Raw genomic sequence first — 5,397 nt, forward strand, 5'->3', positions numbered from 1 at the left:
AGGGAAGTTATGATAAAGAAATAATTGAATTTTTAAAGACACTTAAAAATAAAAAGATATTTCTTTTTGGAACTGCTGGATTTCAAAGTAGTAAACCCTACTATGACCGCATTTTAAACAATGTTAAGCAAGCAATTGATGATTCAAATACAATTATTGACGAATATATGTGCCAAGGGAAAATGCCAATCGCAGTGAAACAAAAATATGAAGCGATGGACTTAACAACAGCGAAGTTTGATGTTGCAGGTTTTATTGATAATTTCAATCAAGCACTAACACATCCAGATCATAAAGATTTATCACAACTTGAAACAATGATTAATAATATGAAGGAGAATCAAGAATGAAAAGAAAATACCTAGGCTTTGTTCTAATACTTTGTTTATCACTTGTTGGGTGTACTTCATCAAATAAAAAGTTTGAAAGAGGGACATTAAACAATGGCATTTATAATAATGAATCCTTTAACCTAGAATTTGTTTATCCAGATAATCTTCAACAAACAGGTAAAGAATCAATTGCATATCTTTATGGTTGCCAACCAATCGCCAATGAAGATTGGACAATGACCTTTGAAAAATGCAAAGCTGAAAAGAATACAAACTATTATTGGGATGTAGCTTTAGAAAGCAAAGATGGTACAGAGTTCACAGGAATATTGATTGAAGATATCTCGGTAAGAGATAAAAAACCTGCACTTGAAACGCTTATTGATGAACAAATGAATGCCGCAAAAAAATGGGCGGGGGAAGAAGTTTTTATCACTGAACCATATGAAATGAATATTCAAGGACAAACTTTTAAGGCGTTCACATATATTGCGACATCACCCTCTAATCCAGAAGAAGATTATTTTGGAATGACCGCTATTCGTATTGAAGGAGATTATGCAATCATGATTTCTGTAACGGTGAATTCAACAGATAAAAAAGCATTTAATGATGTAATGAAGATCTATACAGCTGAATAAGTTATTTTTGATTTGCTCATTTCATTACTTATCGTATTATATGAATAAGAATCAATTGTACAGTCTTTATATCAAATGATAAAATCATGTAATTCAATTACAAAAAAGCGATGTTAGACTTTAAAGAATACTTAATAAAAAAACGATACTCATTTAAGGGTATCGTTTTTATGCGTAAATAAATTTATTGATTCTATGCTTAAACATATTTCATCATTGAATGTCATTTTTACAATCCAAGGCATAACATCAACAATATTCCAAAAATCATCGAATTGGAATGTGGGTTGATAATAATTAATGATTGTAGATAATGCTGTTCCATGAGTGCCTATCACAAAAGTTTTATCTTTGTAATCAATAAGTAATTTTTGTAATGCATGAATATTACGTTTTTGAACTTCACATAAAGGCTCACCATCGTTTAATTTGTAAGTAAAATTAGACCATTGTTTTCTTGCAAATTCTTCAAAGTTTTCAATCCATCCAGAATCGACTTTTCTTTCTCTGAAATCTTCGATGCATTGAATATCTAAGTTAGATTTATTTGCGAAATCTTGAATTGTTAAAACAGAACGGTGATAAGGACTAGAAAATAGAAAGTCGATGTCTTTGTCCTGTAAGTATTCAGTGACAAGTTTACAATCTTGCAATCCTTTTTCAGTTAAACCTCTTGTCCTTTCATCACGATTTGTATGATCTGATGTTGCATGCCTTACGAAGTAAATCGTTGTAACCATTATTTTTTATCCTGTTCGATTAAATCTTTTAATGCTTCAATTGCTACTTTAATTGCGATATCTGTATCATGACATTGCGGATTATCTAATCCTTGTTTTTCTCTTTCTTGATTTGCAACAACTAAGAAACAAGAACCACAACGTACATGTAGATAACTTGCAACAATGAAGAGTGCAGCTGATTCCATTTCAGATGCTTTACATCCTAATTTACACCATGCATCCCATTTGCGTTGAAGTTCTACTGAGTTTGGTAATGTATCAGGACGATGTTGCCCATAAAATGCATCTTTACATTGTACAACACCAGCATGATATGTTTGATCCAATTTTTTTGCTGCATCAACAAGAGCATTTGTGATTTGTAGGTCTGCAACTGCTGGAAATTCGATAGGTGCATATTCTTTTGATGTACCTTCAAAACGAATGGCCGCTTGTGCGATCACAACGTCACTACCCTTAACATTTATATCCATACCACCACATGTTCCGATACGAATGAATGTATCTGCACCACATGTAACTAATTCTTCCATTGCGATAGATGCTGATGGTCCGCCAATACCAGTAGATGTTACAGAAACTTTTTCTCCATTTAATGTACCAGTATAAGTAACATATTCTCTAGAATCAGCTACTAAAACTGGATTTTCAAAATAAGCCGCAATCTTTTCACAGCGTTTAGGATCTCCTGGTAATAAGACATAACGTCCTACTTCACCTTTCGCAACACCGATATGGTATTGTTTACCAGTTCCTTCTGCATAATCAATCATTTGGTTTACCTCCGTTTTCCGTAACTTTATTATAGACAATTCAACATTAAAAAGAAACTACTACAAAGTTAATTTGGTATATTTTAAATATAATTGTTCTATGATTTTTAAGACATAAGGATGTGAACTAATAAGTTGTGGAATAGCATAAGAAAAAGATGACCTATCCTACAAGATAAGTCATCTCAATTGATTTTTAGTTAATATTTAACTGTAGCAGGATTTAATTCATTATCAATGGCAAAACCTGCAATCTTCCATGCTCCATTTACCTTCAAGAATGAAATTTGATAACCAATATGATATTCCTTAGATGTACTACCAGAAGCAATTAAGTAATCAAAGATAACATTACCAATCATTGAATTTTCATCTTGTTGAACAATTGTTAGCACATCCTCATTTGAAAATTGTGAAACGTTGTGTGCAGCATACCATTGATTATCCATTGTTTTAACACGATCATAGAAATCACTGTTTGTAATTGTGATAGCGGAGATTGCACCCAAAGTACCATCTTTAGTAGGGTAACGAGCAACTGTTTTGGCAGCACTAAGAATTGTATTTTCTAAGTCAGAATTGATAGTACCTTTTCCAACATAGTAAGTATTACTCAATACATCTTTAATCATTGTATAGCCTGTACCATCAACAGTAATTTGAGGTTCGGAAATTAAGTTTGTAAGTTCATAGCGAGTAACTTTTGGTGCTTTTGAAGTATCTTTTAAACCAGAAAAATTAGTAGCAGGAACTTCAGATTGTTTAATATATTCTTTTCCAACATCAAGACCATTAACTTTTATCGTAACTCCTTCAGGAACTTCAACAATATAATTATTGTCTCCTTGGAATACTGTAGTAGCTAACCATTTACCATCTGCTGTTTTGATGAGTTTAACAGTTGCTACCTTTATGTTCCCTTCATAAATACCATATAGAAGGTCACCAGAATCGGTAGTTTCATCAATATACATTAATTTATCTAAATTAACACCCTTGTAAATATCTTTAATTCCTTGATCATAATCTTCTTTAGAATTAAGATGTGGATCAATAAGAAGTGAATTTTCATAGATACCATTAAAATCATTGTTTTTAACTTGTTTTAAATATAAACTAATTGCACTCTCTGGAAGGTTGGCTTCTTTACTTGCAAGATTTGATTTAGTCATTTGTACAACAAGAATGCTTGTTCCAACACATGCTAGTAATACCACGAGCATAATGATGATTCCTGCTGTTCGTTTTAATCCTATTTTCTTTGTACTCATTCTTATTTACCATCCTTTACTATAAATGCTGTTGGTAAATTACGAGCACCGTAAATTGATACTGTACTATTAATTGTTTTACCATCATAGACCATAACTGTTGAGTTCCCACCATCCAGGTTGGCTGCAGTCATAGCTCCATAATCTTGCATAATTTTAATTGCATCTGGATATAGAGCACCTAATGACAATGGTTGTCTACCATCCATAACAAGTAGAAGGAAAGAACCATCTTCTCTTTGACCAATAACTGTTCTAGGATTTAGTCCAGCAAGTCGTGCACTTTCAAATACAACTTTATATTGATTAATGAATACCGGTCCAAATGTAACTGCATCACGTACACCCCATTCAAGAGCTTGTTCAGCAGACATATCAGACGCTATTAATTGATTATTTTTATTGATTCCAATAACTGGTCCAAAGTCACTCATTTTACCGCTAACAAGTTTACCGTCAGATATAACGATTCCCCATGCTTGTCCGCCATTTCCTTTACCACCAGCATCTTCAAATCCACCAGCATTAATACCAGCAATACCATCGTAAAGTTCAATATACTCTTCCAATGAAGGACCAGCTGAAGAAGAATCCAAATCAGGATTAACGCCAACAATTAAATCCTCAGGATTATGCACAATCATCATGAAAGCTTGATATGTTGTCCCTTTAATACTGTGAATTTCAATACCATCTGTAGAAACTAACATAGCATCTTTCTTGTTAATCACAGTAGAAGGGTCAATTCCATCTTGTATAGCTTTTATCTCCGCTTCACTGTAAAAAAGTCGTGCAATTGTATGACTTAAGCCATCATCCGGTAAATCACGTATTAATTGCGTGCTGTAAGCAACTGCAGAGCCCTTATACGTTTCTTTTAGGACAAGATAAGTGGTAAATCCGGCGGTAGCTAAAATCATTAGTATGCACAGCGAAACCACAAGACCCGTCGATATCGTCTTAATTCTTTTTTTAGTCATATGTTCCTCATTTCTATCTAACCTTATCATTATTATATATTCTAGGGGTTTTATTGACAATTTGTTTTATAAGAAAGAGATTAACTTAAGAATCTTTAATAATTGAAATCCTCATAATTACTTCAATTTACATTTTAAGATTGTATATCGTGCTTTTTTTGACTGTTTCTCACATAAAATTCTTGTACTGAAAAGCCGTTTATGGTATTATAACAAAGCACTAGCAAATGGCTCGTTGGTGAAGCGGCTTAACACAGCGCCCTTTCACGGCGTCATTCACGGGTTCGAATCCCGTACGAGTCACCACAGGGGTGTAGTACAATGGTAGTATGATGGTCTCCAAAACCACAGACGGGAGTTCGATCCTCTCCACCCCTGCCAGTGAATAAAAATAACCGATGAAAATCGGTTTTTTTGTATTTATATTAAGTATTATTTTATATGGAGCAATATAGATAAGTTGAAATTTTTTTTGAAATTTGATAGTGTTTGAAAGAGGTATACAAGTATTTATAATACTATTTATAAGTAAAAATAATAATGGAAAATGCATGCAAATAACTTGCTTTAAGTATTATATGTTTTGATGGAAACAGTAAGAGTAGTATTTTATAAGAGGAGAATATAATGAATGATCAGACATTAATCATAATCAAA

At 32.8% G+C, this 5,397-nt stretch carries 6 protein-coding genes and 2 tRNA genes; 4 read left to right on the forward strand and 4 right to left on the reverse strand.

All coding sequences use genetic code 11. The features are described 5' to 3' along the window. Window positions 1–350 (forward strand): flavodoxin family protein (locus tag RSB60_RS10615; protein ID WP_332616242.1); only part of this gene is annotated, 350 nt, incomplete at its 5' end. Beyond that, window positions 347–973, forward strand: coding sequence for a hypothetical protein (locus tag RSB60_RS10620; protein ID WP_332616244.1), 627 nt, complete (start codon window positions 347–349; stop codon window positions 971–973). The genes RSB60_RS10615 and RSB60_RS10620, both read left to right, overlap by 4 nt. A 149-nt stretch (window positions 974–1,122) precedes the next feature. On the opposite strand, the gene RSB60_RS10625 is transcribed toward RSB60_RS10620, so the two are convergent. The 4 genes from RSB60_RS10625 to RSB60_RS10640 all read right to left on the reverse strand — a co-directional run bounded on the left by RSB60_RS10625 (window position 1,123) and on the right by RSB60_RS10640 (window position 4,740). Beyond that, the gene (locus RSB60_RS10625; RefSeq protein ID WP_332616246.1) at window positions 1,123–1,713 is read right to left on the reverse strand and encodes a histidine phosphatase family protein; all 591 of its coding nucleotides are present in this window, start codon (window positions 1,711–1,713) and stop codon (window positions 1,123–1,125) included. Next, entirely contained in the window at window positions 1,713–2,489 is a 777-nt protein-coding gene (gene udp / locus RSB60_RS10630) for a uridine phosphorylase (protein ID WP_332616248.1), read from the reverse strand. Before udp ends, RSB60_RS10625 begins: the two co-directional genes overlap by 1 nt. 200 nt (window positions 2,490–2,689) lie before the next feature. Further along, window positions 2,690–3,760 (reverse strand): hypothetical protein, encoded by a 1,071-nt coding sequence (locus RSB60_RS10635; RefSeq protein ID WP_323382639.1) that lies wholly within the window; start codon window positions 3,758–3,760, stop codon window positions 2,690–2,692. A 2-nt stretch (window positions 3,761–3,762) separates the two neighbouring features. After that, the gene (locus RSB60_RS10640; protein ID WP_332616250.1) at window positions 3,763–4,740 is read right to left on the reverse strand and encodes a phosphodiester glycosidase family protein; all 978 of its coding nucleotides are present in this window, start codon (window positions 4,738–4,740) and stop codon (window positions 3,763–3,765) included. A gap of 229 nt (window positions 4,741–4,969) precedes the next feature. Between RSB60_RS10640 and RSB60_RS10645 the strand changes: the two genes are divergently transcribed. Together RSB60_RS10645 and RSB60_RS10650 are read left to right on the forward strand one after the other, a co-directional pair. Further along, window positions 4,970–5,046 (forward strand) — tRNA-Glu (locus tag RSB60_RS10645). Window position 5,047: 1 nt separating this feature from the next. Beyond that, window positions 5,048–5,121, forward strand: a tRNA-Trp gene (locus RSB60_RS10650). Window positions 5,122–5,397: the final 276 nt, after the last annotated feature.

Source organism: Anaerorhabdus sp. (genome assembly GCF_036657415.1).
Taxonomy (GTDB): domain Bacteria; phylum Bacillota_I; class Bacilli_A; order Erysipelotrichales; family Erysipelotrichaceae; genus Anaerorhabdus.

Coding starts and splice junctions, on each gene's coding strand:
- RSB60_RS10620 (WP_332616244.1), top strand. CDS start 347: ATGAAAAGAAAATACCTAGGCTTTGTTCTAATACTTTGTTTATCACTT.
- RSB60_RS10625 (WP_332616246.1), bottom strand. CDS start 1,713: ATGGTTACAACGATTTACTTCGTAAGGCATGCAACATCAGATCATACA.
- udp (WP_332616248.1), bottom strand. CDS start 2,489: ATGATTGATTATGCAGAAGGAACTGGTAAACAATACCATATCGGTGTT.
- RSB60_RS10635 (WP_323382639.1), bottom strand. CDS start 3,760: ATGAGTACAAAGAAAATAGGATTAAAACGAACAGCAGGAATCATCATT.
- RSB60_RS10640 (WP_332616250.1), bottom strand. CDS start 4,740: ATGACTAAAAAAAGAATTAAGACGATATCGACGGGTCTTGTGGTTTCG.